23 protein-coding genes and 1 pseudogene are annotated in these 26,605 nt (G+C 69.0%); 11 read left to right on the top strand and 13 right to left on the bottom strand.

Annotated elements, in window-relative coordinates; translation table 11 throughout:
- The first annotated feature begins 18 nt into the window (after positions 1-18).
- Positions 19-879, top strand: a complete 861-nt coding sequence (locus tag ACFVWR_RS04850) for an A/G-specific adenine glycosylase (RefSeq protein ID WP_387208566.1) — start codon at positions 19-21, stop codon at positions 877-879.
- Here ACFVWR_RS04850 and rbfA read toward each other — a convergent pair.
- From rbfA to ACFVWR_RS04835, 3 genes are all read right to left on the bottom strand, one after another.
- Complete coding sequence (rbfA, locus tag ACFVWR_RS04845) at positions 864-1,415, bottom strand: 30S ribosome-binding factor RbfA (protein WP_387208564.1); 552 nt, start codon at positions 1,413-1,415, stop codon at positions 864-866. The two genes, ACFVWR_RS04850 and rbfA, sit on opposite strands and share 16 nt — an antisense overlap.
- A gap of 87 nt (positions 1,416-1,502) precedes the next feature.
- The gene (infB, locus tag ACFVWR_RS04840; RefSeq protein WP_387208562.1) at positions 1,503-4,325 is read right to left on the bottom strand and encodes a translation initiation factor IF-2; all 2,823 of its coding nucleotides are present in this window, start codon (positions 4,323-4,325) and stop codon (positions 1,503-1,505) included.
- A gap of 83 nt (positions 4,326-4,408) precedes the next feature.
- Positions 4,409-4,687, bottom strand: a complete 279-nt coding sequence (locus ACFVWR_RS04835) for a YlxR family protein (RefSeq protein ID WP_387208560.1) — start codon at positions 4,685-4,687, stop codon at positions 4,409-4,411.
- A gap of 115 nt (positions 4,688-4,802) precedes the next feature.
- On the opposite strand from ACFVWR_RS04835, the gene ACFVWR_RS04830 reads away from it, so the two are divergent.
- Positions 4,803-7,223 (top strand): cell wall-binding repeat-containing protein, encoded by a 2,421-nt coding sequence (locus ACFVWR_RS04830; RefSeq protein ID WP_387208558.1) that lies wholly within the window; start codon positions 4,803-4,805, stop codon positions 7,221-7,223.
- A gap of 28 nt (positions 7,224-7,251) precedes the next feature.
- Here the strand turns inward: ACFVWR_RS04830 and nusA are convergent, their stop codons facing one another.
- Positions 7,252-8,259, bottom strand: a complete 1,008-nt coding sequence (gene nusA / locus ACFVWR_RS04825) for a transcription termination factor NusA (protein WP_387208556.1) — start codon at positions 8,257-8,259, stop codon at positions 7,252-7,254.
- A gap of 132 nt (positions 8,260-8,391) precedes the next feature.
- Between nusA and ACFVWR_RS04820 the strand changes: the two genes are divergently transcribed.
- Positions 8,392-9,153 carry a DUF1206 domain-containing protein gene (locus ACFVWR_RS04820; RefSeq protein WP_387208554.1) on the top strand — a complete coding sequence of 254 codons (762 nt, stop codon included), beginning with the start codon at positions 8,392-8,394 and terminating at the stop codon, positions 9,151-9,153.
- A 46-nt stretch (positions 9,154-9,199) separates the two neighbouring features.
- On the opposite strand, the gene ACFVWR_RS04815 is transcribed toward ACFVWR_RS04820, so the two are convergent.
- Positions 9,200-10,126, bottom strand: a complete 927-nt coding sequence (locus ACFVWR_RS04815; RefSeq protein ID WP_387208552.1) for a hypothetical protein — start codon at positions 10,124-10,126, stop codon at positions 9,200-9,202.
- A 151-nt stretch (positions 10,127-10,277) separates the two neighbouring features.
- Positions 10,278-12,041, bottom strand: a complete 1,764-nt coding sequence (locus ACFVWR_RS04810) for a proline--tRNA ligase (RefSeq protein WP_387208550.1) — start codon at positions 12,039-12,041, stop codon at positions 10,278-10,280.
- A gap of 34 nt (positions 12,042-12,075) precedes the next feature.
- Between ACFVWR_RS04810 and ACFVWR_RS04805 the strand changes: the two genes are divergently transcribed.
- The gene (locus ACFVWR_RS04805; RefSeq protein WP_387208548.1) at positions 12,076-12,780 is read left to right on the top strand and encodes a YoaK family protein; all 705 of its coding nucleotides are present in this window, start codon (positions 12,076-12,078) and stop codon (positions 12,778-12,780) included.
- Between the two features lie 9 nt (positions 12,781-12,789).
- A pseudogene (locus ACFVWR_RS04800) lies at positions 12,790-14,215 on the top strand (RNB domain-containing ribonuclease).
- A gap of 36 nt (positions 14,216-14,251) precedes the next feature.
- On the opposite strand, the gene ispG reads toward ACFVWR_RS04800, so the two are convergent.
- The 5 genes from ispG to ACFVWR_RS04775 all read right to left on the bottom strand — a co-directional run bounded on the left by ispG (position 14,252) and on the right by ACFVWR_RS04775 (position 19,714).
- Positions 14,252-15,406 carry a flavodoxin-dependent (E)-4-hydroxy-3-methylbut-2-enyl-diphosphate synthase gene (gene ispG, locus ACFVWR_RS04795; RefSeq protein WP_387208546.1) on the bottom strand — a complete coding sequence of 385 codons (1,155 nt, stop codon included), beginning with the start codon at positions 15,404-15,406 and terminating at the stop codon, positions 14,252-14,254.
- A gap of 64 nt (positions 15,407-15,470) precedes the next feature.
- Positions 15,471-16,799 (bottom strand): M50 family metallopeptidase, encoded by a 1,329-nt coding sequence (locus ACFVWR_RS04790; protein ID WP_387208544.1) that lies wholly within the window; start codon positions 16,797-16,799, stop codon positions 15,471-15,473.
- Positions 16,800-16,871: 72 nt separating this feature from the next.
- Positions 16,872-17,564 (bottom strand): hypothetical protein, encoded by a 693-nt coding sequence (locus ACFVWR_RS04785; protein WP_387208542.1) that lies wholly within the window; start codon positions 17,562-17,564, stop codon positions 16,872-16,874.
- A gap of 32 nt (positions 17,565-17,596) precedes the next feature.
- Positions 17,597-18,676 (bottom strand): 1-deoxy-D-xylulose-5-phosphate reductoisomerase, encoded by a 1,080-nt coding sequence (gene dxr, locus ACFVWR_RS04780; protein WP_387208608.1) that lies wholly within the window; start codon positions 18,674-18,676, stop codon positions 17,597-17,599.
- 60 nt (positions 18,677-18,736) lie between these two features.
- The gene (locus ACFVWR_RS04775) at positions 18,737-19,714 is read right to left on the bottom strand and encodes an FKBP-type peptidyl-prolyl cis-trans isomerase (protein WP_387208540.1); all 978 of its coding nucleotides are present in this window, start codon (positions 19,712-19,714) and stop codon (positions 18,737-18,739) included.
- Positions 19,715-19,807: 93 nt separating this feature from the next.
- Here ACFVWR_RS04775 and ACFVWR_RS04770 point away from each other — a divergent pair, with 93 nt between their 5' ends.
- The 3 genes from ACFVWR_RS04770 to ACFVWR_RS04760 all read left to right on the top strand — a co-directional run bounded on the left by ACFVWR_RS04770 (position 19,808) and on the right by ACFVWR_RS04760 (position 22,874).
- On the top strand, positions 19,808-21,145 hold the full coding sequence (locus ACFVWR_RS04770) for an aminotransferase class III-fold pyridoxal phosphate-dependent enzyme (RefSeq protein WP_387208538.1): 1,338 nt from the start codon (positions 19,808-19,810) through the stop codon (positions 21,143-21,145).
- Positions 21,146-21,203: 58 nt separating this feature from the next.
- On the top strand, positions 21,204-22,064 hold the full coding sequence (locus ACFVWR_RS04765) for a hypothetical protein (protein ID WP_387208536.1): 861 nt from the start codon (positions 21,204-21,206) through the stop codon (positions 22,062-22,064).
- A 129-nt stretch (positions 22,065-22,193) separates the two neighbouring features.
- The gene (locus ACFVWR_RS04760; RefSeq protein ID WP_387208606.1) at positions 22,194-22,874 is read left to right on the top strand and encodes a lysophospholipid acyltransferase family protein; all 681 of its coding nucleotides are present in this window, start codon (positions 22,194-22,196) and stop codon (positions 22,872-22,874) included.
- Between the two features lie 15 nt (positions 22,875-22,889).
- Here ACFVWR_RS04760 and ACFVWR_RS04755 read toward each other — a convergent pair whose 3' ends face one another.
- Complete coding sequence (locus ACFVWR_RS04755) at positions 22,890-23,375, bottom strand: CGNR zinc finger domain-containing protein (protein WP_387208534.1); 486 nt, start codon at positions 23,373-23,375, stop codon at positions 22,890-22,892.
- Between the two features lie 84 nt (positions 23,376-23,459).
- Between ACFVWR_RS04755 and ACFVWR_RS04750 the strand changes: the two genes are divergently transcribed.
- On the top strand, positions 23,460-23,708 hold the full coding sequence (locus ACFVWR_RS04750; protein WP_387208532.1) for a hypothetical protein: 249 nt from the start codon (positions 23,460-23,462) through the stop codon (positions 23,706-23,708).
- 21 nt (positions 23,709-23,729) lie between these two features.
- On the opposite strand, the gene ACFVWR_RS04745 is transcribed toward ACFVWR_RS04750, so the two are convergent.
- Positions 23,730-24,203, bottom strand: a complete 474-nt coding sequence (locus tag ACFVWR_RS04745; RefSeq protein WP_387208530.1) for an OsmC family protein — start codon at positions 24,201-24,203, stop codon at positions 23,730-23,732.
- A gap of 38 nt (positions 24,204-24,241) precedes the next feature.
- Here ACFVWR_RS04745 and gabT point away from each other — a divergent pair, with 38 nt between their 5' ends.
- On the top strand, positions 24,242-25,603 hold the full coding sequence (gene gabT, locus ACFVWR_RS04740; RefSeq protein ID WP_387208528.1) for a 4-aminobutyrate--2-oxoglutarate transaminase: 1,362 nt from the start codon (positions 24,242-24,244) through the stop codon (positions 25,601-25,603).
- On the top strand, positions 25,600-26,601 hold the full coding sequence (locus ACFVWR_RS04735) for an asparaginase (protein ID WP_387208526.1): 1,002 nt from the start codon (positions 25,600-25,602) through the stop codon (positions 26,599-26,601). The genes gabT and ACFVWR_RS04735 overlap by 4 nt, the downstream gene beginning before the upstream one ends.
- Positions 26,602-26,605 lie beyond the last annotated feature (4 nt).

Raw genomic sequence — 26,605 nt, 5'->3', positions numbered from 1 at the left:
TGCCCTAGGCTCGCTCGGGTGAACTTCGCCTCCGCCGTCGTCGACTGGTACCACGCGAACCGGCGTGACCTCCCGTGGCGCAGGGACGGTTTCACCGCCTGGGGAACACTGGTCAGCGAGTTCATGCTGCAGCAGACGCCGGTGACCCGCGTCATCCCGCGACTCGAGGAATGGCTCACGCGCTGGCCGACACCGGCCGACCTGGCTGCGGTGCCGCCGGGTGAGGCCGTGCGCGCCTGGCAGTCCCTCGGCTACCCCCGCCGGGCGCTCTGGTTGCACGCGTGCGCCGTCGCGATCACCGAACGGCACGATGGTGTCGTGCCCGACGACGTGCACGAACTTCTGGCGCTACCCGGGATCGGCGACTACACCGCTCGGGCCGTGGCGGTGTTCGCGTACGGCGACCGGCATCCGGTGGTCGACACGAACATCCGCAGGGTCATCGCTCGTGCGGTCGACGGTCAGGGCGAACCCGGTCCGCCCGCCAAGCGCGACCTCGCCGCGATGGAGGCGCTGCTGCCCAAAGACCGGCCGGCGGCGGCCGCGTTCAACGCGGGCATGATGGAGCTCGGCGCGCTCGTCTGCATCGCCAGGAACCCGCGCTGCGACGATTGCCCGCTGAGCGAGGAGTGCCGCTGGCGCCAGGCCGGATACCCGGACTACGAGGGCCCGCGCAAGGCGGTGCAGAAGAAGTTCGAAGGATCGGACCGGCAGGTGCGCGGTCTGATCATGGCCGAGCTGCGCGCGTCGCACATCCCGGTGACCGCCGAAGAGATCGACGGGGTGTGGCCGGATGCCGCCCAGCGCGACCGGGCGCTCAGCGGACTGATCGCCGACGGTCTCGCCGTGCGGACGTCCGGAGGCTACACGCTGCCCTGAACCCCGGGGCGGGCGTCGTCTGTGTCTTCTGTGTCTTCTGTGTCTTCTGTGTCGTCGGCGTCGTCCGTGTCGTCGGCGTCGTCTGTGTCGTCATCGGACTCGTCGTCCTCATCGAACTCGCGCGGCTTGACGTAGGGGTCCTCGTCGCCGGCGTAGTTCGCGCCGGCTGCCAGGCCCGCCACCGCGGTGTCCCGCTCGCGAGCCTCACGAAGCAGGTCCTCGATGTGAGCGGCGTTCTCCGGGATGGCGTCGAGAATGAACTCGAGCGACGGGGTGAGGCGGGCGGTGATGTTCTTGCCGACCTCGCTCCGCAGCATCCCGGTCGCCGCGGCGAGGGCAGCAGCGGTGTCGGTGCGCTCCTCGTCGGTGCCGTAGACGGTGTAGAAGACGGACGCGTGCTGGAGGTCGCCGGTCACCTGCACATCCGTGATCGTGACGAAACCCATGCGGGGATCACGCACGCCGCGCTCGAGGCGCTTGGCGATGATGACCTTGATTCTGTCTGCGAGCTTTCTCGCGCGTGCCGGATCAGCCATGTTGTCTCTCCTTCTGCCGCCGGCGGAACGCCGGGCTGGAAGAGCGGGAGGCCCGGGGCTCGACGCCCCGGACCTCCCGCTCACCGACTAGGCGCGGGGCTTCTCCCGCATCTCGGTCGTCTCGATCTCGTCACCGATCTGGATGTCGTTGAACTTGCCGAGACCGATACCGGCCTCGAAGTCCGTGCGCACCTCGGTGACGTCGTCCTTGAAGCGACGCAGCGACTCGATGGCGAGGTTGTCGCCCACCACCACGCCGTCGCGGATGACCCGGGCCTTCGCGTTTCGCGTGATCGTTCCCGACCGCACGATGACACCGGCGATGTTGCCGAACTTGGAAGAACGGAACACTTCGCGGATCTCGGCGACACCCGACTGGATCTCTTCGAACTCCGGCTTGAGCATGCCCTTGAGCGAGCTCTCGATGTCGTCGATCGCGTTGTAGATGACCGAGTAGAACCGCACATCCACACCCTCGCGGGCAGCACGCTCACGGGCCTTGACGTCCGGACGGACGTTGAAGCCGATCACGATCGCGTTGTCGATGGTCGCCAGGTCGATGTCCGACTCGGTGATCGCACCGACACCGCGGTGGAGGATGCGCAGCTGCACCGAGTCGTCGACCTCGATCTTCATGAGCGACTCTTCCAGCGCCTCCACGGCACCGGACACGTCACCCTTGATGATGAGGTTGAGCGCCTCGACCTTGCCCTCTTCCAGAGCACGGGTGAAGTCCTCGAGCGAGATGCGCTTGCGCGACTTCGCCAGCATGGCGTTGCGGTCTGCGGCTTCGCGCTTCTCGGCGATCTGACGGGCCGTGCGGTCCTCCTCGGTGACGAGGAAGGTGTCGCCGGCTCGCGGAACACTCGACAGACCCTGCACCTGCACCGGACGCGAGGGGAAGGCCTCGTGCACGGTGTCGCCGTTCTCGTCGACCATCGCACGGACGCGGCCGTAAGCCGTTCCCGCGACGATCGCGTCTCCGACGCGCAGAGTTCCCGACTGGATGAGCACGGTCGCGACAGCGCCGCGGCCCTTGTCGAGCTTGGCCTCGATGGCCACACCGCGGGCATCCTTGTTCGGGTTCGCGCGCAGGTCGAGCCCGGCGTCGGCCGTGAGCAGCACCGCGTCCAGAAGGTTCTGGATGCCGATGTCGTTGCGCGCCGACACGTCGACGAACATGACGTCTCCACCGTATTCTTCAGCCACGAGACCGAACTCGGTGAGCTGCTGACGCACCTTGGCGGGGTTCGCCTCCGGCTTGTCGATCTTGTTCACCGCGACCACGATCGGAACGTTCGCCGCCTGGGCGTGGTTCAGAGCCTCGATGGTCTGCGGCATGATGCCGTCGTCGGCCGCGACCACGAGGATCGCGATGTCGGTCACCTGGGCACCACGGGCACGCATGGCGGTGAACGCCTCGTGACCCGGCGTGTCGATGAAGGTGATCGCGCGCTCGAAGCCCTCGTGCTCTGTCCACACCTGGTAGGCACCGATGTGCTGGGTGATGCCGCCGGCCTCGCCCTCCACGACGTTCGCCTTGCGGATCGCGTCGAGGAGTCGGGTCTTACCGTGGTCGACGTGACCCATGACCGTGACCACGGGGGGACGGATCTCCAGGTCTTCGTCGGTCTCGTCCTCGAGCTCCTGGTCGAGGTCGATGTCGAAGCCTTCGAGAAGCTCGCGGTCTTCGTCCTCCGGCGAGACGATCTGAACCTTGTAGCCCAGTTCGTCGCCGAGGACGCCGAACGTCGCCTCGTCGAGGGACTCCGTGGCCGTCGCCATCTCACCGAGGTGGAACAGCACGGTCACGAGGTTTCCGGGGCTCGCGTCGATCTTGTCGGCGAAGTCGGAGATGGATGCGCCGCGGCGCAGCCGCACGATGGTGTTGCCATCACCGCGGGGTACGCTCACGCCGCCCAGCGACGGAGCTTCCCTCAGCTCGAATTCCTGCCTCTTGGCGCGCTTCGACTTGCGGGCCTTGCTCTTGCCGCCACCGCGACCGAACGCACCGGCGGTTCCACCACCGGGGCCACGACCGCGACCGCCGCCACCAGCGGGACGGGGGCCGCCGAAGCCGCCACCCGGGCGCTGGAAGCCGCCGCCTGCACCGGCGCCTGCGCCGCCACCGCTACCGGGGCGCTGCTGGAAGCCGGGACGGCTGCCGCCACCCTGGCCGGGACGACCGGGACGGTTCGCACCGCCGGCTGCGCCGGGAGCACCGGGTCGCGGCGAACCGGGACGCGGCGGGGTCGGGCGCGGGATGTTGCCGGGCGTCGGGCGCTGGCCCATGCCCTGCGCGCTCGCAAACGGGTTGTTGCCCGGGCGCGGGTTGGCGGGGCGCTGGCCCATCCCCTGGTTCGACGCGAACGGGTTGTTGCCCGGGCGCGGCGCGCCGGGGCGCGGGATGCTGCTGTTGGTTCCTGCCGGGCGCGGCGTCGACGGCTTGACCGCGTCGGACGCCGGGCTCTCGTCGGCCTTCGGTTCGCTGGTCTCAGCAGCCTGCGCCGCCTTGGCGGCCGCTGCCTCAGCAGCCTCTGCCGCTGCCTTCTGCTCGGCGATCGCCTGACGCTCGGCCACCGACAGAGGCGCGGCGGGCACGGGGCCGGCCGGCTTCGCGGGGGCCGCAGCCTCGGCGGGAGCCGGGGTCGGCGCCGCCGGAGCGGGTGCGGACGGCCGGGCGGCGGCCGGAGCCGTCGCCTTCGGTGCGGCCGCAGCGGACGCTGCCGCCTTGTCGGCCGTGAAGCCTTCCGCCTCGAGCGCAGCGCGCAGCTTGCGCGCTACCGGCGGTTCGATGCTGGAGGACGGTCCTTTGACGAACTCGCCCATCTCTTTCAGTTTTGCAAGGGCTACCTTGCTGTCGACTCCGAGTTCGCTTGCGACCTCGTGTACGCGTGGTTTTGCAGCCACAATTCTCCTGTCTAGGGGGCCTACCCCTAGCAGGGCAGACCGTTAGTAACGGACGGGTCTCATTTCGAGCCGCTCATTAGTTGTCACTCATTTGAGTTCACTGTGCCGTTCAGCCTGTTCTCTCGTAGTGCGTCCTGGATGGCCTGGGTTCCGAGCATCCCGTCGACCCGCAGCGCCCGCCCGAAGGCACGCCTCTGCAAAGCTTTGTCGAGACATTCGCCAGTCGGATGAAGCCACGCGCCCCGCCCCGGAAGAGTGGCGGACTGATCCACCACGATTTCCGAATTGTGGGCGACGACCCTCAGAAGTGAGGACCGGGGAGCGCGAGAACGGCATCCGACGCACGTTCTAACAGCCTCCATCTTACTCCTCCTGAAGTGATCCGATGGAACCGAGCGTCCGATCGCGCCCTCAAGGCTACCGGTGCGGGTCTAGCGGAAACGTCCAGGGAGGCGGACACTGCCAGCGGGAGGGGCTATGAACTCACTGTGGAGAGCCGTGCTGGGAGCGGGCCTTGCGGGTGGACTGGTGGTCGGGATGCTTGCGCCCACCGCGGTGGCGTCGACGCCGATCGCGTGGTCGCAATTCGGCAACGGTCCGACGCACACGGGGGTCAACGCATCCGAGTCCGCCATCAGTCGATCGACTGTGGCCTCGCTGAAGCCGGCGTTCACGGCGAAACTCCCCGGAGTCGCCGACGGGCCGCCGGTCTTGCTCCCCGCGGTCGCGACGGGTGCCGGAATGAAGGATCTCCTGTTCTCGACGACGAAAGACGGCTGGATCGCCGCCATCGACGCCAGAACCGGCGCGACGGTGTGGACGCACCAGAACGGGCCGGGCTCCTGCAAGATCAACAACGGAACCCAAGCCTGTTACACCACCTCCTCCCCCGCCATCGACCCCGCCGGGCATTTCGTCTACTCCTACGGTCTCGACGGTCGCGTGCACAAGTACGCGGTCGGCACCGGAGCGGAGGTCGTCGACGCATCCTGGCCCGAACTCGCCACCGCCAAGCCTTACGACGAGAAGAGTTCGCCGGCGTTGACCATCGCCACCGTCGGCGGAGTCTCGTATCTCTACGTCTCGAACGGTGGCTACCCCGGAGACCGAGGCGACTACCAGGGGCACGTCACCACGATCAACCTGAACACGGGCGCACAGAAGGTGTTCAACACGCTCTGCAGCGACAAGAGCATCCACTTCACCGCCTCGCCAGCCACAGACTGCGGCCACGTTCAGTCCGCTGTGTGGGCGCGTCCGAGCGTGAACTACGACCCGGCCACCAACCGCGTCTACTTCGCCACGGGCAACGCCCTCTTCGACGGCGCTCACAACTGGGGCGACACCGTGCTCGCAATCAAGCCGGACGGCAGCGGAGTGTCGGGCGGCCCTGTCGACAGCTACACGCCGTCGAACCAGGCCACGCTAAACAGCGCGGACCTCGACCTGGGCAGCACCTCGCCGGCGATCGTCACGGCTCCGGCGGGGTCGGCGGTGAAGAACCTCGGTGTGCAGAGCGGAAAAGACGCCAAACTCCGTCTGCTCGACCTCGCGAACCTGAGCGGGCAGGGAGCGCCGGGGAAACTGGGCGGCGAACTCCAGCTGATGGATGTTCCCCAGGGCGGACAGGTGCTCACGCAGCCCGCGGCCTGGGTGAACCCGGCAAACGGCGTCTCGTGGGTCTTCGTCGCGAACAACAGTGGCATCTCCGCTCTGACGTTGACCGTCGGCGGCGGCGGCAAACCGCACCTCGCCACCGCCTGGAAGTCTGCGAGCGGAGGCACGACCCCGATCATCGCCGGAGGGATGCTCGTCTACCTGACCAACAACGGCGCCCGCGCGCTCGACCCCACCACCGGAGCGGTGCTCTGGAGTGACACGAGCGGCACAGTCGGCCTGCACTGGCAGAGCCCGATCGTCGCCAACGGATACCTGTACTACGCCGATGGCGCCGGCAACATCCGAGCGTTCAACGTGCCGGCGTCGGCGCACCCGCTCACCCGGGTCGCGGGAGTCGATCGTTATGCGACCAGCGCCGCGGTCTCGGCGGCGGCCTTCGTGCCGGGAGCGCCGATCGCGTACGTCGCCTCCGGCCTCGACTTCGCGGACGCCCTCAGCGGCACCCCGGCGGCTGCCGCCGGCCACGGCCCGCTGCTCCTCGTACAGCCGACCGCGATCCCCGCATCCGTCGCCTCCGAGCTCACCCGGCTGCGTCCACGCGGCATCGTCGTGCTCGGCGGAACAGGCGCGGTGAGCGCCTCGGTCGAGCAGAGCCTGCGCGCATACACGGCCGGAAGCGTCACGCGCGTCTCCGGTGCCGACCGGTTCGCGACGAGCGCCGCCGTCTCCGCGCGCACCCCGGCGAGATCACCTGTGGCGTATGTCGCGTCGGGTGTCGACTTTCCGGATGCCCTCTCGGGAGGCGCACTGGCGGCCGGAGCGAACTCCGGGCCCTTGCTCCTGGTGCGCCCCGGTGACATCGCCGCGGTGACGGCCACCGAGCTCACGCGCCTGCAGCCCGGCAGGATCGTCGTGTTCGGCGGTGACGGTGCCGTGAGCGAGTCTGTGCTGCAGAGCTTGCGCGCCTACACGGCTGGAACCGTCACCCGGCTCTCCGGCGTCGACCGGTACGCCACCAGCGCCGCCATCTCGGCGACATTCGCCGCGTCCCCAGCCGCCGCCTACGTGGTGACCGGCACGGAGTTCCCGGATGCGCTCGCCGCCGCCGCTGCCGCCGGCGTCGGCCGGGCGCCACTTCTGCTCGTGATGCCCGGCAGCATCCCGCCGGCCATCGCGGGAGAGCTGTCGCGACTGAAACCGCGGTCGCTCGTCGTCGTCGGAGGCACCGGCGCTGTCAGCGACCCCGTGGAGGCCGCGCTCCGCGCCTACGTTCCGTGAGCGGCCGCGCCAGCGTTCCGTGAGCGCGCTACTCCTTGTCGAGGATCGAGTCGGGCTGGATGTCGATCTTCGCGCCCGTCAGCTTCGCGGCGAGGCGGGCATTCTGGCCCTCCTTGCCGATGGCGAGGGACAGCTGGTAGTCGGGCACGAGCGCCCGCACCGCTTTGAGGGACTCGTCGATCACGAACGCGCTCGTCACCTTGGCCGGTGACAGGGCGCTCGACACGAAGGTGGCGAGATCGGGCGAGTAGTCGACGATGTCGATCTTCTCGTTGTTCAGCTCGGCGGTCACGGCACGCACCCGCTGCCCCAGCTCGCCGATGCACGCGCCCTTCGCGTTCACGCCCGGCTCGGTCGCGCGCACGGCCATCTTGGTGCGGTGGCCGGCCTCGCGGGCCAGCGACACGATCTCGACGACACCGCTCGCGATCTCGGGAACCTCGAGTGCGAACAGCTTGCGAACGAGCGCGGGGTGCGTGCGCGAGACGATGATCGACGGGCCCTTCATGCCCTTCGACACACTCGTGACGTACACCCGGATGCGCGAGCCGTGCGTGTACTCCTCGCCCGGAACCTGCTCCTCGGGGGGCAGGATCGCCTCGACGCTGCCCAGGTCGACGTGGATCATCCGTGGGTTCGGCCCCTGCTGGATGACGCCCGCGACGATGTCGCCCTCGCGGCCGCGGAACTCGCCGAGCACCGCGTCGTCCGCGATGTCGCGCAGCCGCTGGTTGATCACCTGTTTCGCCGCGAACGCCGCGATGCGGCCGAAGTCGCTCGGGCTGTCCTCCGCCTCGCCGACGACGGTGCCTTCTTCGTCGAGCTCGGGAACGTACACGCTCACGTGACCGGTCTTGCGGTCGAGGTGCACTCGGGCCGCCGGCGGCTCCTCGGTGTGCCCGTGGCGGTGGTCGGCCTGGTTCGTGTGCTTCAGGTAGGCGGTCAGAATCGCCTGCTCGATGATCTCCACCAGTTCATCGAAGGGGATCTCTCGCTCACGTTCCATGAGACGTAAGACGCTGAGGTCGATGTCCATGCCGGCCTCCTCTATTCAGATCTTGCCGCCGCGGATCGCGCGACGGACTCAGCTAACTACGGTACCCGATCCTGGAGCCTCCGGGAACGGGGTACCGTGTGCGTCATGTCGACTCCCCAGGCTGTCGCCCGAATGGCTGAACGGAACCCTGTCGTCCGCATACTCGCCCGAGTCGGTACGGCGACGATCGGGTTGCTCCACATCCTCATCGGGGTGATCGCGATCGCGGTGGCCTTCGGCGCCGGCGGCGGAGGCGACGCCGATCAGGCAGGGGCCTTCCAGGCGCTCACCGGGGTCGCCGGCGGCATCTTCGTCGTGTGGGCGTGCGCCGTCGGCTTGGTCGCACTGACCCTGTGGCAGATCCTCCAGACTGTCGTCGCACACAAGGCGACGACCCGCGTGTCCGAGATCGCGAAAGGTGTCGTGTATGCGGTGCTGGCCGTGACCGCGATCGGCATCGCCCTCGGCGGCGGCCAGGACTCGTCGAACAGCGAGAAGTCGGCGAGCTCGCAGCTGCTCGGCACCCCGGGCGGTGTGTTCGTGCTCGGCGCCATCGGTCTCGTCATCGTCGGCGTCGGCATCGGGTTCCTCTCGATCGGCATCCGCAAGACGTTCACCCGCGGGCTCGCCCTCCCTGCGAACGGGCTGGCTCCGGCGACGGTGACCCTCGGCCGCATCGGCTACATCGCGAAAGGCGTCGCGCTCGGAATCGTCGGCGGCCTGGTGGTCGCCGGCGCCGTCACGTACGACCCCCAGAAGGCCGGCGGGCTCGACGGTGCCCTCAAGTCGCTCACCCACATCCCGTTCGGCGTCGTGCTGCTTGTCGTGATCGGTCTCGGCCTCCTCGCCTACGGCGTCTTCTGGTGCGTGCGCTCCGTCGCCATCCGCCTCTGACGGCTGCGACCGTTCGTGCGAAAGATGCTGCTCACACCGGCTGAGTTCAACTTCTCGCACGAATGATCGCGGACAGGCGGCGGATGAGGGGTGTGGGGTCGGGGAAGAGGTCGGTGCGTGTCACCCGGACAACTCTCCAGCCGGCAGCAACCATCGCATCGTGACGGCGGATGTCGTGCATCCACTGCCATGCGCTCGTGCGATGCCCGTCCCCTTCGTATTCGAGGATGACCCGCTCGGTGGCGAACACCAGGTCGGGATGGAAGACGGTGTCGTCCGTCATCATGATCGGCGGGTTGGGGATCGGCTCGGGCAGCCCCGACTCGACCACAGCCAGCCTGAGCAGGGATTCGGGATGCGAGTCGGCGCCGAATCGCACGCGCTCTGCCGCCCAGCGGAGCGCGGCAGCACCGGAGGTGCCCCGCGCGCACTGAGCTGCAGCGGCTCGCACTTCCGCCAAACTGGCCAAAGGCGCCCTGGCCCGGGATCCGGCGATGAAGTCCCCGATCGCGACAAGGTCCACCGGCGATGACGTGGCAGCCAGCTGCCGCCAGACGAGCAGAGGTGGGCACACCGGCAGCCCGCGGACGTTTCGCGAATCCTGCTGCCCGCTTGGCTCGGAGAGACAGTGTCCGACGACGCCGCGAGCTCGCGGCGGGGTTCGAGGAAACGGCACACTGACATGCAGCGGGCGTTCTTGTGGCGGGCGCCTGCCTGAGGAGCGACCGAGCGGCATCCCGTAGATCGCGGCAGCGGTCTCGTGGCTGAAGACCTGACCGTCGCGCAGCCGTGCGAGGTAGGCGACGCAGCGTTCGATGACCCCCACTGGAGCGTCATGCGCGTTCACGCCATGGAACGGATGCTCGATGTCGTTCGCGCGCAGCCGTCCGGGCAAGACCCCCTGTGCGAGTGCTTCCCCCGTGGAGAACGCGCCACCACTCAGCCCCTGCGGCAACCGTCTCGCTCGTCCCATGCCCCCACGCTGCCCGCGCGCGCCACCTTCCGCCTCCACCCAGCCCCCATCTGTGGACAACCCACCCTGTGGATTCGTGCGAAAAGTGCGGTTGAGCGGATGCTGACCGCGCTTTTCGCACGAACGAACGGCGCGAGGGGGTAAGGGGGAGCTAGCGGAGGGCGGGGAGGAGGGCGGGGAGGGTGAGGGAGGTGCGCTCACCGGTGCGGCGGTCCCAGAGTTCGACGACGCCCTCTGCGGCGTCGCGGCCGACGATGACGATCTTCGGCACGCCGATCAGCTCGGCGTCGCCGAACTTGACGCCCGGCGAGACCTTCGGGCGGTCGTCGAGGAGCACGTCGAAGCCCGCATCCTCGAGCGCGGCGGTGACCTGCTCCGCCACGTCGAAGACGATCCGGTCGCGGCCGGCGGCGACGACATGCACGTCGAACGGCGCCACCGACTCCGGCCAGATGAGGCCCTTGGCATCGTTGTTGAGCTCTGCGATGATCGCGAGGATGCGGGTCACGCCGATGCCGTACGAGCCCATCGTGACCGTGACCAGCTTGCCGTTCTCGTCGAGGACCTTGAGGCCGAGCGCCTCCGCGTATTTGCGTCCGAGCTGGAAGACGTGCCCGATCTCCATGCCGCGGGCGAGCTCCACGGGGCCGGAGCCGTCAGGAGCGGGGTCACCCGCGAGTACCGTGGCGATCTCGATGGTCGCATCCCAGCCGAAGTCACGCCCGGCGACCAGGCCGAACACGTGCTTGCCGTGGATGTTCGCCCCGGTGATCCAGCCCGAACCGTCGACCACGCGGGGGTCGACGACGTAGCGGATGCCCGTTGAGCTCTCGTCGCCGAGCACCTGTCCCTCGGGCGACCACGGGCCGATGTAGCCCTTGACGAGGCCGGGGTGACGCTCGAAGTCCGCATCCATCGCGGCCTCGACCTCCGCGGGGGCGAAGGCGACCTCCGCACGTTTCAGATCGACGTCGCGGTCGCCGGGGAGCCCGACGACGACGAGCTCGCGCGTTCCGTCGAGGTGGGTCAGCGCCAGCACGACGTTCTTGAGCGTGTCCGCCGCCGTCCAGGCGCGGCCGTCGGGGCGGGGATGCTTCTCGTTGGCGACATCCACGAGGGTCTGGATGGTCGGCGTGTTCGGAGTGTCGAGCACCTCGGCCGGCGTCAGCTTCTCGTACGACCGGGCGGGCGGCGCGAGCGTGGTGAACGCCTCGACGTTGGCGGCGTACCCGCCGGCCGAGCGCACGAACGTGTCTTCGCCGATGGGTGTCGGGTGCAGGAACTCCTCGCTGCGCGAACCGCCCATGGCCCCCGCATCCGCCTGCACGATCACGTACTCGAGGCCCAGCCGGGTGAAGATGCGCTCGTACGCGTCGCGCTGCGCCTGGTAGCTCGCGTCGAGCCCCGCATCCGTGTAGTCGAAGGTGTACGCGTCTTTCATCGTGAACTCGCGGCCGCGCAGCAGACCGGCACGGGGGCGGGCCTCGTCGCGGTACTTGTCCTGGATCTGGTAGATCGCGAGCGGAAGGTCTTTGTAGCTCGAGTACAGGTCTTTCACGAGCAGGGTGAACGCCTCTTCGTGCGTCGGCGCGAGCAGCATGTCGGCGCCCTTGCGGTCTTTCAGGCGGAACAGGCCATCGCCGTACTCGTCCCAGCGACCCGTGACCTCGTAGGCCTCGCGCGGCAGCAGCGCGGGAAAGTGCACCTCGTGGGCGCCGGCGGCCGTCATCTCTTCGCGGATGATCGCCTCGATCTTGCCTTTCACCCGCAGCCCGAGCGGCAACCACGCGAAGATTCCCGGCGCCTGGCGGCGGATGTACCCGGCGCGCACGAGCAGGCGGTGGCTGGTCACCTCCGCGTCGGAGGGGTCTTCTCGAAGGGTGCGGAGGAAAAAGTTCGTCAGGCGTGTAGGCACCGTTCCATGTTAGAGGGCACGGCACACTGGGTTCATGCGTTCCGAAGCAACCGCCCGCCTCCATCTCAGCCTCATGCTGGGGCTCACGTTCACCACCGGCATCATCGACGCCGTGGGCTACCTCGGTCTCGACAAGGTGTTCACGGCCAATATGACGGGCAACGTCGTCATCCTCGGCATGGCGCTCACGGGGGCCGAGGGGCTCCCTGTTCTCGGCCCGGTTCTCGCGCTCGGCGGCTTTCTGCTGGGAGCGGCGGCCGGCGGGCGCGTGCTGTCGGCGTCGCGCAAGGGATGGGGTCGCGCCACCACGGCCGCGCTGGTCGTCTCCGCGTCGATCACCCTCGCGCTCGGCCTGATCAGCATCGTCGTGCCGCCGGTTCACGGCACCGTCTGGACCTACATCCTCACCACCGTGCTCGCCGTCACCATGGGGCTCCAGGCCGCGACGGCACGGAGGCTCGCGGTGGCCGACATCACCACCGTCGTGGTCACCTCCACGCTGACCGGCTTCGCCGCCGATTCGCGTCTGGCCGGCGGCACCGGAGCCCGGTGGCAGCGCAGGGCGCTCGCCGTCGTGCTGGTGCTGCTCGGCGCTCTGGTGGGCGCCCTCCTCGTGCGGGTCGGCGTGCCGCTCGGCCTGTGCGTCGCCGGCGGCATCGCCCTGGTGCTGGCTCTCATCGGGCATTTCCTGCGCGAGACGAAGGATCCTGCCGAGGAGGCCACCGCAGCGGCGGAATAGGCTGGCGCCATGCCCGACCGCCGCACCCGGGTCAGCGCGTCAGCCGCGCAGACCGACCTCGCCGCAGCCCTCGCGGAACTCCGCACCGAACTCGACCTCCCCGATGCGTTCCCGCCGGAGGTGGAGCGCGAGGCGGGCCGGGCAGCGGAAGAACTGACCCTGCCGACCAACGATCTGACGCACATCGAGTTCCTCACGATCGACCCCGACGACTCCACCGACCTCGACCAGGCGATGCACATCGAGCGCGCGGATGACGGCTATCGCGTGCGATACGCGATCGCCGACGTTCCCGCTCTGGTGCGGCCGGATGGCGCGGTCGACGCCGAAGCGCGCAAGCGCGGCCAGACTCTGTACGCGGCCGACGGCCGCATCCCGTTGCACCCGGCCGCGATCGGCGAGAACGCGGGATCGCTGCTGGCCGATGTGGAGCGGGGCGCGTTCGTCTGGGAGCTGCTGCTGGATGCGGAGGGCGGCCAGCTCTCGGCGTCTGTGGCGAGGGCGCGCATCCGGTCCCGGCGCCAGTGGACATACCGGGAGGCGCAGGCCGCGATCGACAACGGGACAGGGCCGGAGACCCTGCAGCTGCTGCGAGCGGTCGGCCGCCCGCATCGCGCAGGAACGGGCGAGGGGCGGCGCCAGCCTGAACGCGCCGGACGAGGAGATCGTGTTCCGCGACGGCGCCTACACGCTCGAGCGCCGGGCGCAGCTCCCCGTCGAGGAGTGGAACGCGCAAATCTCCCTGCTCACGGGGATGGCCGCCGCCGCGTTCATGCTCGAAGCCCGCGTCGGCATCCTGCGCACCATGCCGCCGCCCACCGATGAGGCGTTCGCCGGCTTTCGGGCGCAGACGGTGGCGTTCGGTCTGCCCTGGCCCGAGCGGCAGCCGTACGGCGAGTTCCTGCGCGCGCTCGACCACACCGACCCGCGCGCGCTCGCCGTGATGCAGGCGGCCACCGGGTTGTTCCGCGGTGCCGGCTACCGCGTGCTGGACGGCGAGGCTCCGTCCGATCCCGTGCAGTCGGCCGTGGCCGCGCCGTACGCGCACACGACAGCGCCGCTCCGCCGTCTCGTCGACCGGTGGGTGCTCGTCATCTGCGAGGCGTTGAGCGCGGGAATCGAGGCGCCCGGATGGGCCCGGCAGTCGCTCGGGCAGCTGCCGTCGATCATGGGGGCGACTTCGCGGGTGGCGTCGCGACTCGGCGCCGCGTCCGTCGACAGGGTAGAGGCCGCCCTGCTGGTCGGACTGGTCGGAGAGGTCTTCGACGGCACCGTGCTCGCCATCCGGGGCGAAGGCATGACGGTTCAGCTGGCCGAGCCCGCCGTCGTCGCGAGCACGCCACGACCCGACGGTGCGAAGCCCGGTACGGTGGTGCGACTGCGCCTCACCGGCGCCGACATCCCGACCGGCCGGGTGACGTTCGAGCCCGCCTAGGGCGAGCCTCAGCGATCACCGCCGGGGCGCAGAAGGTCAGTGAGCGCCGACGGTCACGACGGGCTCTCCCGAGGTGAGGTCTGGCATCTCGGCCGCGAGACGGTTCGCCTCGGCGATCAGGGTCTGCACGATCTCCGCCTCGGGCACGGTCTTGATGACCTCGCCCTTCACGAAGATCTGGCCCTTGCCGTTGCCGGAGGCGACACCGAGGTCTGCCTCGCGGGCCTCGCCCGGTCCGTTGACGACGCACCCCATGACGGCGACGCGGAGCGGAACGCTCATGCCTTCGAGACCGCTGGTGACGTCGTTCGCGAGCTTGTACACGTCGACCTGGGCCCGGCCGCAACTCGGGCACGACACGATCTCGAGCTTGCGCTCGCGCAGGTTCAGCGACTGCAGGATCTGCAGGCCGACCTTCACCTCCTGCGCGGGCGGCGCGGAGAGTGAGACGCGGATGGTGTCGCCGATGCCTTCGGAGAGCAGGATGCCGAACGCCGTCGCCGACTTGATGGTGCCCTGGAACTCGGGGCCGGCCTCGGTGACGCCGAGGTGGAGCGGCCAGTCGCCGCGCTCGGCGAGCAGACGGTAGGCCTTCACCATCACGATCGGGTCGTTGTGCTTGACCGAGATCTTGAAGTCGTGGAAGTCGTGCTCCTCGAACAGGCTGGCCTCCCACACGGCGCTCTCGACGAGGGCCTCCGGGGTCGCCTTGCCGTACTTCTGCAGCAGGCTCGGCTCGAGCGATCCGGCGTTGACGCCGATGCGCAGCGAGACGTCGGCCGCCTTGGCCGCGGCGGCGATCTTGCCGACCTGGTCGTCGAACTTGCGGATGTTTCCGGGGTTCACACGAACGGCAGCGCAGCCGGCGTCGATCGCCGCGTACACGTAGTTCGGCTGGAAGTGGATGTCGGCGATCACCGGGATCTGACTCTTCCTGGCGATGATCGGCAGCGCCTCGGCGTCGTCGCGGCTCGGCACGGCGACGCGCACGATGTCGCATCCCGACGCCGTCAGCTCAGCGATCTGCTGCAGCGTCGCGTTGATGTTCGTGGTGGGCGTCGTGGTCATCGACTGGACGCTGACGGGCGCGTCGCCCCCGACGAGCACCTTGCCCACCTTGATCTGGCGGGACTTGCGTCGGGGTGAGAGGGTTTCCGGGACTTTTGGCATCCCCAAATTGATTGCTGCCACGAACGCAATCCTACGCGGGAGATTGGGAGGCGGCTGGGCGCCCGGTGTGCGAAGGGTCCTTCGCCTAGCCGATGCCGACGGGCTTCACGATGTCGGCGTAGACGAGCAGCAGGCTCATTCCGCCGAAGATGACCACGACCGCCATCGTCAGCGGCATCAGTTTCGCCATGTCGACGGGCCCGGGATCGCGACGCTTGAAGAGCTTGGCGAAGGAGCGGCGGATGCCCTCCCACAGCGCCCCCGCGATGTGGCCGCCGTCGAGCGGGAGCAACGGGATAAGGTTGAAGACGAACAGCGCGATGTTCAGCGACGCGAGCAGGCCGATCATCGAGTACGCCTTGTCGATCACCGGCACACCGTCGAGCGCGGCGACCTCGCCGGCGACGCGGCCGACACCGACGACGCTCATCGGCCCGTTCGGATCGCGCTCGCCCGGCCCGAAGGCTGCGTTCCACACATCCACGAGCCGCTCCGGAAGGTGCACGATCACTCCGGCGACCGCACCGACCTGCGCGCCGACGGCGGGGAGCACCGTCGTGACCGGCTGCGGCACCAGTTTCTGCACCGTGCCGATGCCGACGAAACCGACCTGCTGCGTGACCGTCTCGCCGTTCGCGTCTTTGACGACGGCGCCGGCGGAGTCGGTCTTGGCGACGGTGTTCGTCTTGGGGGTGACGGTGACGGTGCTTCGCGTGCCGTCGCGCTCGATCACCACGGAGAGCGCACGACCAGCGGATGCCCGGATGATCTCGGTCGACTGGTTCCAGCTGGTGATCGCCTTGCCGTCGATGCTCACGATCGTGTCGCCCGGCTTGATCCCGGCCGCGGCAGCGGGCCCCTCAGGGTCGCCGGACTCGCAGGTCTGGCGAGCGCTCGTGGTGGGCAGCACGCACTGGCTGACCGAACCGACCGTCGTCGACGCCTGGGGCGTTCCGAACCCCACCAGCAGCACGCCGAACAGCGCGACGCCGATGAGCAGGTTCATGAACGGACCGCCGAACATGATGATCACGCGCTTCCAGACCGGCAGCCGGTAGAAGGAGCGCTGCTCCTCCCCCACCGCGACGGTCTCCATGCTCGCCACCCGCGCGTCTTGGGCCATCGTCTGCATGAAGCCGGTCGTCGCGTTGCGGCCCTGGTCGTCGCCCTTCGCCGGGGGGAACATGCCGATCATCGAGATATAGCCGCCCAGCGGGAGCGCCTTCACGCCGTACTGGGTCTCGCCCCGCCGGAACGAGAACAGGGTCTTGCCGAAGCCGATCATGTACTGCGTGACCTTGACGCCGAACAGCTTGGCGGGAACCAGGTGCCCGATCTCGTGCAGCCCGATCGACAGCGCGAGACCCACCAGCACGATGAGCACGCCGAGGATGAAGAGCAGCACGGTTTCCACGGCTCAAGGGTAGCTTCGTCCAGCTTGGAACCAGCCGCGTGAACGCTATGCGGCGATCGGGCTCTCCGGCGATCAGGCGCCGTTCAGCTGCGTCGGAGCGCTGATGAGCGTGATGGGGCCGGGCCAGGGCTCGGCCTCGACCATCACGCCGGTGGCGTAGGAGGCGCCGTCGGGGATGAGGACGCCGCCCGGCGACGCCTCGACGAGGATGTACGCCGAGACGACATCGTCGATCGTCATCGTCTGCAGCCGGTTCGGCTCCGCCTCGCCCCGGATCTCCTCGATCGACGATCCGACCGTCAGCCCGGCCGTGGTGGAGATCGGGACGTCGCTGACGCGTGCGGCGGAGGTCGAGACCGACCAGGCAGGGGTCGCGAGATAGTCGTGCGCGACGGCATCTTTGTAGTGCGGTTCTCTGACGGTGAGCCCGTCGAACAGATGATCCGTCGACGGGGGCGTGTGGTTCGTCGCCGGCCAGTCCTTCGACCCCGTCGAGGGACCCACCGCATCCTCGACGGCCGCAAGGGCGGCGGTCGCGGATTCGGTGTACTTCACGACCTCACGCTGCGTCTTGCCGACGTACAGGTGAAGACCGTCGCCTGAGATGACGATCGAGGTCACCGCGGCCGGGGTTTCTTCCGTGGGCGCAACGGATGCAGCGACGGACGGTGTCGCGCTCCCGGAGGCTGCCCCGGTCGCGCCAGAACAGCCGGCCAGCGCGAGGGCGGCCGCCGCCACGACGACGAGCGTGCGGATGGCCTTCATGCTTCTCCCCCGAGTGCGAACGTGCGCCCAGCCTACCGAGCGATCAGCCTGTCCGCCTCGGCCCGCGCCCAGCGCTCGGCGTCGGCGAGCGACTCGCGGGTCACCTCGCCGGCGGGCTCGTGCGCGTCGACGACCCGTTCGATCGTCTCCACGATGTCGAGGTAGCCGATCGCGCCCGCGTGGAACGCTGCGACGGCCTGCTCGTTCGCCGCGTTGAACACCGCGGGAAAAGTGCCGCCGGCCTCGCCGACGCGTTTGGCCAGGGCGACGGCGGGGAAGGCATCCGTGTCGAGCGGCTCGAAGGTCCAGGAGTGCGCGGACGACCAGTCGAGCGGCACCCCGACCCCAGCCACCCGGTTCGGCCAGTCGAGACCGAGCGAGATCGGCAACCGCATGTCGGGCGGTGAGGCCTGCGCGATGGTGGATCCGTCGACGAATTCGACCATCGAGTGGATGACCGACTGAGGATGCACCGTCACTTCGATGCGCTCGTACGGCACGTCGAAGAGCAGGTGCGCCTCGATGACCTCGAGGCCTTTGTTGACCAGGGTGGACGAGTTCGTGGTGACGACGAGACCCATGTCCCAGGTCGGGTGCGCCAAGGCCTCGCGTGGCGTCACGTCGCGCAGGGATGCGCTGCTCCGGCCACGGAACGGGCCACCGGATGCGGTCAGCACGAGGCGCCGCACCTCGTCGGCCGTGCCCGAACGCAGCGCCTGGGCGATCGCCGAGTGCTCCGAGTCGACGGGAACGATCTGACCGGGGGCCGCCGCGCGCTTGACCAGGTCGCCGCCGACGATGAGCGACTCCTTGTTCGCCAGGGCGAGCGTCGCTCCCGTCTCGAGCGCGGCCAGGGTCGGCCCGAGACCGACGGAGCCCGTGATGCCGTTCAGCACGACGTCGGCCTCGACGGAGCGCACCAGACGCTCGGCATCCTCGGCGCCGAGGGCGGTCTCGCCGACCCCGAAGCGTTCGGCCTGCGCGGCCAGTTCGTCCCGGTTCGTTCCCGCGGCCAGCCCGACGACCTCGAACCGGTCGCGGTTCGCGCCGATCACGTCGAGGGCCTGGGTGCCGATCGAGCCGGTCGACCCGAGGATGACTACGCGTCGCATGTCGTCAGAGGAGGGCATGCCCTCATCGTAGGCGTGCGGTGCCGGCCGATGTCCGACCGGTCAGCGCACCGTCTTCAGGATGTCGACGACGAAGACCATGGTGTCGGTGGGCTTGATGTCGCCGTTGCCTTTGGCGCCGTATCCGTCGGCGGGTGGGATGATCGCGATCACCTGCGAGCCGACCTTCTGGCCGATAAGCGCCTTGGTGAAGCCGGGAACGAACTGGTCGACGATACCCGTGTACGCGGCGCCCTTCGTCCACGTGGAGTCGAACACCTGGCCGTTGCGCCAGAGGAGTCCGGAGTACTGGATCGTGATCGTGTCACCGGTCACGACCGTGTCGCCGTCTCCCTGCTTGAGCAGCGCGATCTTCGTCTCGGTCGGCGGATCGGTCTTCGGGATGGTGACGGTCGGCGCGCCGCTCTTGGCGAGCTTCACGGTCGGGAAGCCGGCCGCGGGGGCGACGTCCTTGCCGTTGGCGCGCGTCGGAACCTTGCTGACCGTGTCGATCACGAAGACCACCGGGTCGGTCGCCTTGAGCTTGAACTGGGTGAGGTCGACGTTGCCGAACATCTGCGACGCGGGGCCCGTCATCACGATGCGCGACTTGAGCGGCAGGCACTCGACGGCGCGCACGATGCCGGGGACGAACTTGTTGGCGTCCACGGAGATGGTCTGCGCCGCCTGGCCGTCGAAGCCGGCGGACGCCGCCACGGGCTTGCCGTCGGTGCCGTTGTACGCGGCGAGCGCGATGTCGATGGAGTCGCCGCCCTTGACCTCGGCGCCGCCGCCCTTGATGGTCACGGTGCGCTGCAACTCGGAGGTCTTCAGCGGTGACTTGAAGGTGGCCTGGGGGTCGGCGCCGAAACCACTCGCGATCTTCACGGAGTCGGACACGGAACCGGATTTGACGTTCACGCAAGCGAGCGACGCAGTGGATGCGGTCGGCGTCGACGACGACGTCGGCGAGCCGCTGCTGCAGGCTGCGAGAGCGGCGACGACGAGGCCGGCGGCAAGAACGGACAGGGTTTTACGCAACGTGGGACACCTTCGAATGATGGTCAGGGATCTGCTCAGTCTGCCCTATGCGGCTTTGCCGAAGCTGACAGCCGGGCGACCTACGATGGAGTCATGACTCGCGAATTCTCCGTGCCGCAGACCCGTAAGCTCGTCACCGCTCTCCCCGGCCCCCGGTCGGTCGAATTGCAGCGACGCCGGGTCGCCTCCGTCAGCCGCGGCGCCGGCACGCTCGCGAACATCTACATGGAGCACGGCTCCGGCGCCATCCTGGTCGACGTGGACGGCAACCAGCTCATCGACCTGGGCTGCGGCATCGGCGTGACCACGATCGGCCACGCCCATCCCGCCGTCGCCGCCGCGGCCGCCGAGCAGGCGTCGAAGCTCACGCACACGCTCTTCACGGTGACGCCGTACGAGAACTACGTGCGGGTCGCGGAGAAGCTCGCGCAGATCACGCCCGGCGACTTCGACAAGCACAGCATCCTCGTCAACTCGGGAGCCGAGGCCGTCGAGAACGCCGTGAAGATCGCCCGCAAGTTCACCGGGCGGCGCGCCATCGCGACGCTCGACCACGCGTTCCACGGCCGCACCAATCTCACGATGGCGATGACGTACCGCCCGTGGCCGGAGCGCGCGGGAATGGGCCCGTTCCCCGGTGAGATCTACAGCGTGCCGATCAGCTACCCGTTCCGCGACCCGGAGGGCATGACCGGCGAAGAGGCCGCCGAGCGCACCATCGACTACATCAACACCCACATCGGCGCGACCGAGCTCGCCGCTCTGTTCGTCGAGCCGATCCAGGGTGACGGCGGCATCGTGATCCCGGCTCCGGGATACTTCAAGCGGCTCTCCGAGTTCTGCACCGAGAACGGCATCGTGTTCGTGGCCGACGAGATCCAGGCGGGCATGGGGCGCACCGGCACGTGGTACTCGATCGAGCACCACGGCGTGGTTCCCGACCTCGTGACCAGTGCGAAGGGCATCGCGGGCGGTTTCCCGCTCGCCGCCGTGACCGGCCGCGCCGAGATCATGGATGCCGTGCAGCCGGGCGGCATCGGCGGCACCTTCGGCGGCAACCCCGTCTCCACGGCGGCCGCGCTCGCGACGTTCGACGTGATCGAGAACGAGAACCTGCTCGCCGAGGCGCAGCGGGTCGAGAAGGCGCTCTGGGCGCGCATCGGCGACTGGGCGGACAAGTTCGCGATCGTCGGCGAGGTGCGCGGCAAGGGCGCGATGTTCGGCATCGAGCTCGTGCATCCCGGAACCAAGAAGCCGAACCCCGAAGCGTTGAAGGCGGTGCTCGCCCACGCCACGACCAACGGCGTCATCCCCCTCGACGCCGGCAGCTGGGACAGCGTGCTGCGCCTGCTCCCCTCCGTCATCATCAGCGAGGAGCTGATCGACGACGCCGCGACGGTGATCGAAGAGGCACTGGCCCGCTTCAACTGAGTCGAAAGACGTGAGTCGGCAGACGACGCGGGTGCGGCGAAGACGGGTGGGCAGAGGGATGCGGTTGCTGCGTTGGCGCGCGCTCGCGGGAGCGACCGTGGTCGCCGCGGTGCTGACGCTGGTGCCCGCCGTCGGCGCGTTCTCCGAGCAGAGACCCGCGTTCGACCCGGCGGACATCATCAGCGACGACAGCTTCTTCAACCCGAACGCGATGACCGCGGCCGACATCCAAGAGTTCCTCGAAGACCGCACGTGCGTTCCGAAAGACGATTCGCCGTGCCTCGATAGGTACCGTGTCGACACCCCGGCGGTGCCGGCGTCGAGGGATCGCTGCACCGCGATGCGCGGTCAGCGCGACGAACCCGCGAGCAGCATCATCGCCCGCGTGGCGAAGGCGTGCACGATCAGCCCCCAGGTGCTGCTCGTGCTGCTTCAGAAGGAACAGTCGCTGCTGACCGCGCCGAGCGCATCCGGATACCAGAAGGCGACGGGGTACGCCTGCCCCGACACCGCCGCGTGCGACACGAAGTTCTTCGGCTTCTTCAACCAGGTGTACCGGGCGGCCTGGCAGTTCCGCGAGTACACAGTGCACCCGGACGACTGGCGCTACAGGGTCGGGTCGAACGACATCCAGTTCCACCCGAACGCAGCGTGCGGCTCGAGCACGGTGAAGATCGTCAACCAGGCCACGGCGAACCTCTACAACTACACGCCGTACCAGCCGAACGACGAGACCCTCGCGAATCCCAAGGGCCCCGCCGGCTCCTGCTCGACGTTCGGCAATCTCAACTTCTCCCGGCTCTACTCCCAGTGGTTCGGCTCCCCGCTCGCCGTGCGATTCTCCGGCTGGGTTCCGGCCTGCCTCAACTACGCCGACGGCTTCGGATGCCCGCCCATCCGCCCGTTCGACGGTATGTGAGCGCGAACATTCCCGCCACGGAATACGGCCGCGACTACGCTCGACAGGGTGACGACGACGACCGAGCCCGCTGACGCACCGGAGACGGTGAAACGCCCGGGCGCGCTCTACCTCTTCGGCCGCCTCGTCATGGCCCCCATCGCGCGTCTGCTCTACCGGCCCAAGGTCATCGGCCGCAAGAACGTTCCGCGCACCGGCGCGGTCATCATCGCCAGCAACCATCTGTCGTTCATCGACAGCATCGTGATCCCGCTGATGGCGCCGCGACGGGTCCAGTTTCTGGCGAAGTCGCACTACTTCGAGGGAACCGGGTTCAAGGGCGCCGTCTCGCGCTCGTTCTTCACCGCCATCGGCGCGGTCGGCGTCGAGCGCGGAGCAGGACAGGCCGCACAGGATGCGCTCGACCAGTCGAAACGCATCCTCGACACCGGCGCCGCCTTCGCCATCTATCCCGAGGGGACGCGCTCGCTCGACGGGCGCCTCTACAAGGGGCGCACCGGGATCGGCTGGCTCGCTCTCACAACGGGGGCTCCGGTCGTTCCGGTGGGCCTCATCGGCACGGACGAACTGCAGCCGGTCGGCTCCAAGTTCCCCCGCTTCAAGCGCATCACCGTCGCGTTCGGCGAGCCCCTCGACCTCAGCCGCTACGGGGCCGCAGAGTCGGGCAAGGCCAGGCGTCAGGCCACCGACGAGGTCATGGCCGCCATCCACGCCCTCACGGGTCAGGAGCTCGCGGAGAAGTACAACGAGGCGCCGCCGGCCGGCGCCGTCGAACGCGTGAAACGCGTGCTGCGGCCCGAACGCCTCTAGCCGGGCAGAACCCCGCTACTCGGGGAGGGCGGCCCCATCGTCCTGCTTGGCGCGGTACGTCCGCGCCTTCTGCCGGTTGCCGCACACTCCCATGCTGCACCAGGTGCGCGAGCCGTTGCGGGACTGGTCGAAGAACGCCCAGCGGCAGTCGTCTGCGCCGCACAGCCTCACACGCTCCAGCTTGCCCTGGATGCTCAGGATCACGGAGGAGGCGACAGCGGCCTCCGCGGCGGTGCGAGCGCTGAGGCCGACGGTGCGCTCACCACAGGTCGTCTCGAGTTCGACCGATGGCAGGGATGCGGCCTCGCCGTCGATCACGGCCCGCAGCGCATCCCGCACGTGCTTCGCCGATGCCCTGTCCCCCGGTTCGACGCTGTGCGCGAGCGCCCATGCTGTGAACGCCGCGTCGTCGTCGATGGCGTCGACGCCGTCTTCGACGTCGAGGGTGTTCAGGAAGTCGACCAGGAGGTCGGCCCCGAGCTCGGGATCATTCGTACGCATATAACCATTGTAACCGCATAGTTGGTTACGGTAAGCTCTAACCAGTAAAACGAATTAGCCGGTTATCGTCCGAGGAGGGACACCATGCATCCGCTGACCCTGTGGCTCACGAGCATTGCCGAACTGGGCGAGCGCGAGCGGGAGCGCGAACTGATGCGCCGCCAACGGGAGGGCTCCCCCGAGCAGCTGACGCCGCTGCAGCGCGACGGCCGGTGGGCGGCGGCCATGCACCGCTGGGCCGAGCAGTCGCGCACCGGGGTCGCAGCACCGGTCGAGACCGCACCCGCCCCGGCCAAGGCAGCGGCCCCGGTCGCCCGACTCGGCTGCGCCTGACACGGCATCCGCGGCCCGGGCTCAGGCGAGGGTCAGGATCTCCGGCGCGTGCTCGACGGGGAAGTTCACCGAGGCCGCGATGAAGCACTTCGCGGCAGCAGGTCCGTGCAGGGATGCGGCGAGCTCGGCCTGTGCGGGATCGGCCAGCGTCACCGACGGTCGCAGCAGCGCACTCGTGAAGTGGCCCCCACCGTTGGAGGTCTGCTCCATCAGTCCTGTCGCAGCATCGGTGTAGCCGACGACCACCACGCCGGCACGGGCGGCCTCGGCGAGATAGCTCAGCATGTGGCACTGGCTCAGGGCCGCGAGCAGCAGCTCTTCGGGGTTCCAGCGGTCGCGATCGCCGAAGAACGTTCGGTCGGCCGACCCTTCGATCGCGTGCTTGCCCTCGGCCTTGATCACGTGTTCGCGGCCGTAGCTCTTGTAGCCGGCGGTGCCGTCGCCCCGGTTGCCCGTCCACTCCAGGTCGATCGCGTAGCTGTGCTCCAGGTTCATGCTGACGATTCTCGCACCCCGGCTAAACTCGAACCACCATGACTGACACTCTGAGCGCAGGCGCGCCCATCCACACCGTGCCCCAAGAACGCCGGATCGTCACCGCGATCCCCGGCCCCAAATCCCAAGAACTGCACCAGAGGCGTCTGGCCGTCGTGCCGACCGGAGTGTCGTCGACGCTCCCGGTGTACATCGCCAAGGCGAACGGAGCGATCCTCGTCGACGTCGATGGAAACCAGTTCGTCGACTTCGGCGCCGGCATCGGCGTCACGACCGTCGGCCACACCGAGTCGGCCGTGGTCGACGCCGCTGCGGCGCAGCTGCAGGACGTCATCCACACCCTCTTCACGATCACCCCGTACGAGGAGTACGTGCGCGTCGCCGAACTCCTGGCCGAGCACACCCCGGGCGATCACGCCAAGAAGACGGTGCTCGTCAACTCCGGCGCGGAGGCGGTCGAGAACGGCGTGAAGATCTCGCGCAAGCACACCGGCCGCCGCGCCGTGGCCGTGCTCGACCACGCCTACCACGGGCGCACCAACCTCACGATGGCGATGAACTTCAAGGCGTCTCCGTATGCCACGGGCTTCGGCCCGCTCGCCGGAGACGTCTATCACGCGCCCAGTTCGTACCCCTATCACGACGGGCTCAGCGGCGACGAGGCCGCGGCCCGCACCATCGCGTACCTGGAGAAAGTGATCGGCGCGAGTGACCTCGCCTGCCTCGTCGTCGAGCCCGTGCAGGGCGAAGGCGGCTTCATGGTTCCTGCCGACGGCTACCTGGTCGCCCTGCAGGCCTGGTGCACGGCGAACGGCGTCGTCTTCATCGCCGACGAGATCCAGAGCGGCATGGCCCGCACCGGCGCCTACTTCGCGAGCGAGCACTTCGGCCTCGTGCCCGACCTCGTGCTGAGCGCGAAGGGGATCGCGGGCGGGCTCCCCCTGGCGGCCGTCACCGGTCGGGCGGAGATCATGGACTCGGCGCAGCCCGGTGGCCTGGGAGGCACGTTCGGCGGCAACCCGGTCGCGGCAGCCGCTGCCGTCGCCGTCTTCGAGGTGATCGAGAAGAACGGTCTGCTCGCCGAGGGCCGGCGCATCGAGAACACGCTGAAACCGGCACTGCTCGACCTGCAGAAGAAGTACGACATCATCGGGGATGTGCGCGGCATCGGCGCCATGCTGGCGATCGAGCTCGTCAAGCCCGGCACGGCATCCACGACCAAGGAGCCCAACCCTGAGGCCGTCTCTGCCATCGCCGCGTACGCCGCGAGCCACGGTGTGCTGGTGCTCACTGCGGGAACATACGGCAATGTGCTGCGGTTCCTGCCGAGCCTGGCCGTCTCCGACGCGCTGATCGCCGACGCGGTCTCCGTGCTCGACGACGCCTTCGCCGCACTGTGAGCCCGGAGGTCTTCACCGGCGCCGAAGCCGTCGAGCTCGCCGTCGTCGAGCGCAGCGGTTTCGTGGAGTCGCGGCACCTGGGATCGGCCGTCGTGCTCGGCCCCGACGGCTCGGTCGTCCGCTCGCTCGGCGCTCCCGCGGCACCGGTCTTTCCGCGGTCGAGCATGAAACCGTTCCAGGCCATCGCGGTCATGGGCGCCGGAGTGCCCCTCGAAGGCGCGGCCGCGGTGCTCGCCACCGCGAGCCACGGCGGCACGCCTGCGCACCTTTCGGTGGTGCGCGGCCTGCTCGCGCAGGCGCAACTCACCGAAGACGCGTTGCAGTGCCCGCACGACTGGCCCCTCGACGCGTCGAGCCGTGACGACGCCATCCGCGACGGGGAGAGCAAGAAGCCGCTCTTCATGAACTGCTCGGGCAAGCACGCCGCCATGCTCCTCGCCTGCACCGTGAACGGCTGGAGCACCGAGAACTACCTGGACCCGCAGCATCCGATGCAGCTGCTCGTGTGCGACACCATCGAGCGACTGACGGGCGAGAAGGTCGTCGCGACCGGCATCGACGGCTGCGGCGCGCCGGTCCACGCCATGGCGCTGACCACGCTCGCACGCGGCATCCAGCGCATCGCGACGGCCTCCGACGGCTCGCCGTTCGCCCTGTACCGCAATGCGGCGACGCTGAAGAACGCGGTGCTCGCGAACGGCTGGGCGATCGACGGCCCCGGCCGCGCCAACACCGTCGTGATCGACAACCTGGGCGTCTTCGCCAAGGGCGGCGCAGAAGGCATCATGATCATGGCCGCACCCGACGGGACCACCGTCGCGCTCAAGATCCTCGACGGCAGCCTGCGGGCGGCGACCATCGTCGCGCTGTCGCTGCTCGTCGACGCGGGTGCGGTCGAGAAGTCGGCCGTCGACGCCATCGTGCCCCAGCTCGACCTCGCCGTTCTGGGTCGCGGCCTGCCGGTCGGCGAGATCCGCGCCTCATACCCGGCCGCCTGACGCT

Origin of the sequence: Leifsonia sp. NPDC058292 (assembly GCF_042880955.1) — a bacterium.
Lineage (GTDB): Bacteria > Actinomycetota > Actinomycetes > Actinomycetales > Microbacteriaceae > Leifsonia.
The sequence above is the reverse complement of the archived record's forward strand: the minus strand, read 5'-3'. Positions and strand labels throughout refer to the sequence as shown.

What these genes read in the sequence shown, in the direction of transcription:
- rbfA (WP_387208564.1), bottom strand. Translation starts at nt 1,415, where the DNA reads ATGGCTGATCCGGCACGCGCGAGAAAGCTCGCAGACAGAATCAAGGTC.
- ACFVWR_RS04835 (WP_387208560.1), bottom strand. Translation starts at nt 4,687, where the DNA reads ATGGAGGCTGTTAGAACGTGCGTCGGATGCCGTTCTCGCGCTCCCCGG.
- ACFVWR_RS04830 (WP_387208558.1), top strand. Translation starts at nt 4,803, where the DNA reads ATGAACTCACTGTGGAGAGCCGTGCTGGGAGCGGGCCTTGCGGGTGGA.
- nusA (WP_387208556.1), bottom strand. Translation starts at nt 8,259, where the DNA reads ATGGACATCGACCTCAGCGTCTTACGTCTCATGGAACGTGAGCGAGAG.
- ACFVWR_RS04820 (WP_387208554.1), top strand. Translation starts at nt 8,392, where the DNA reads ATGGCTGAACGGAACCCTGTCGTCCGCATACTCGCCCGAGTCGGTACG.
- ACFVWR_RS04815 (WP_387208552.1), bottom strand. Translation starts at nt 10,126, where the DNA reads ATGGGACGAGCGAGACGGTTGCCGCAGGGGCTGAGTGGTGGCGCGTTC.
- ACFVWR_RS04805 (WP_387208548.1), top strand. Translation starts at nt 12,076, where the DNA reads ATGCGTTCCGAAGCAACCGCCCGCCTCCATCTCAGCCTCATGCTGGGG.
- ACFVWR_RS04785 (WP_387208542.1), bottom strand. Translation starts at nt 17,564, where the DNA reads ATGAAGGCCATCCGCACGCTCGTCGTCGTGGCGGCGGCCGCCCTCGCG.
- dxr (WP_387208608.1), bottom strand. Translation starts at nt 18,676, where the DNA reads ATGCGACGCGTAGTCATCCTCGGGTCGACCGGCTCGATCGGCACCCAG.
- ACFVWR_RS04770 (WP_387208538.1), top strand. Translation starts at nt 19,808, where the DNA reads ATGACTCGCGAATTCTCCGTGCCGCAGACCCGTAAGCTCGTCACCGCT.
- ACFVWR_RS04765 (WP_387208536.1), top strand. Translation starts at nt 21,204, where the DNA reads ATGCGGTTGCTGCGTTGGCGCGCGCTCGCGGGAGCGACCGTGGTCGCC.
- ACFVWR_RS04760 (WP_387208606.1), top strand. Translation starts at nt 22,194, where the DNA reads ATGGCCCCCATCGCGCGTCTGCTCTACCGGCCCAAGGTCATCGGCCGC.
- ACFVWR_RS04755 (WP_387208534.1), bottom strand. Translation starts at nt 23,375, where the DNA reads ATGCGTACGAATGATCCCGAGCTCGGGGCCGACCTCCTGGTCGACTTC.
- ACFVWR_RS04750 (WP_387208532.1), top strand. Translation starts at nt 23,460, where the DNA reads ATGCATCCGCTGACCCTGTGGCTCACGAGCATTGCCGAACTGGGCGAG.
- ACFVWR_RS04745 (WP_387208530.1), bottom strand. Translation starts at nt 24,203, where the DNA reads ATGAACCTGGAGCACAGCTACGCGATCGACCTGGAGTGGACGGGCAAC.
- gabT (WP_387208528.1), top strand. Translation starts at nt 24,242, where the DNA reads ATGACTGACACTCTGAGCGCAGGCGCGCCCATCCACACCGTGCCCCAA.